2 protein-coding genes and 1 pseudogene are annotated in these 1,294 nt (G+C 65.9%); all 3 read left to right on the plus strand.

All coding sequences use genetic code 11. The features are described from left to right. The coding region (locus G3480_RS26685; protein WP_164657216.1) for an IS1634 family transposase at positions 1-795 on the plus strand (795 nt) is incomplete at its 5' end. Between the two features lie 27 nt (positions 796-822). Continuing rightward, positions 823-1,122 (plus strand): annotated as a pseudogene (locus G3480_RS26690) (type VI secretion IcmF C-terminal domain-containing protein); the annotation flags it as partial. Beyond that, on the plus strand, positions 1,104-1,294 hold a 191-nt coding region (gene tagF, locus G3480_RS26695; protein ID WP_338114240.1), incomplete at its 3' end, for a type VI secretion system-associated protein TagF. The pseudogene G3480_RS26690 and the gene tagF, both read left to right, overlap by 19 nt.

Raw genomic sequence — 1,294 nt, forward strand, 5'->3', positions numbered from 1 at the left:
GGCGAGGTGCGCCAACGCTGGGTCGTGGTGTATTCCCCGCAGGCGCGCCAACGCGCCCTCAAGCGCGTCGACAAGCACTGTCTCAAGCAGGGCCGCGCCGAACTCAAGGACTTCGAGCGCCTGTGCAGCACCGACTTCGCCTGCGAGGCCGATGCGCTCAAGGCCCTGGCGCGCTTCGAGCGCACCCTCAAGATCGCGATGCTCGGTGAGACCCACATCGAGGCGCTGCCCCGCTTCAAGGGCAAGGGGCGCCCGGCCAAGGGACGCGAGCCAGACTTCTTTGTCTATCGCATCGTCGGCGCGCTCGCCTCGCGGGTGCAGGAGCGCCAACGCCGCCTCGAGCGCAAAAGCTGCTTCATCCTCGCCACCAACCAGCTCGATGAGCAGGTCCTCAGCGATGCAGATCTCATCGCCGCCTACAAGGACCAGCAGAAGGTCGAGCGTGGCTTTCGCTTCCTCAAGGATCCGATGTTCATGGCCGCGACGCTCTACCTCAAGAAGCCCGAGCGCATCATGGCCCTGATGATGGTCATGACCCTGTGCCTGTTGGTCTACGCCGCCTTGGAGCAGCGTATCCGCGAGGTCCTCAAGGCCGAGCAGGCCACCGTCCCCGATCAAACCGGCAAGCCCACCGCGCGTCCCACGGCGCGTTGGGTGTTCCAATTTTTCAAAGGCATCCATGTGCTGGTCGTTGAGCACGTCGAGCAGATCGTGCTGCACGTCGAGCAACACCACCGCGTCTTACTGCAGCTGCTCGGGCCGCGCTATGTGGCGATATATTCTGCAAGCGGCTGACGGGGTGCGGAATGACGGCTCGACTACCGCCACGGGCCGCTGCGGGGTCAGACGCTGAAATGGCCGGCGCCCGAGGGCGTCGATCGTGTCCGCCTGGTCTTCGTCGATAGCACGGGCAGTGGTCCGAGCCTGACCGAAGAGGGGCCTTGGGCCTGGTTCAGGGTGCTCGATCGCTCCGCGCTGCGTGCCACGCGGCAGCCGGAGAAGTTCGACGTGACCTTCTCGCTGGGCGGCTTGTCGGCGCGCTTCGAGCTGCGCGCGGTCAGCGTGCGCAATCCCTTCAAGCCCGACGAGGTTCGGGCCTTCAGGTGCCCGGGGCGGCTGTGAACGGCAAGGAGCAGGCGACTCCCGGCTTCTATGGCAAGCTGCCGGGCTTGGGCGACTTCGTCAGCCGGCGGCTCCCGGTCGACTTCACCCAGCCATGGGACCTCTGGCTGCGCGAGTCCCTCGCCAGCAGTCAGGCACAGATGGGTGACGATTGGCTCAGCGCCTATCTGAC

Origin of the sequence: Thiorhodococcus mannitoliphagus, from assembly GCF_010915725.1 — a bacterium.
Taxonomy (GTDB): domain Bacteria; phylum Pseudomonadota; class Gammaproteobacteria; order Chromatiales; family Chromatiaceae; genus Thiorhodococcus; species Thiorhodococcus mannitoliphagus.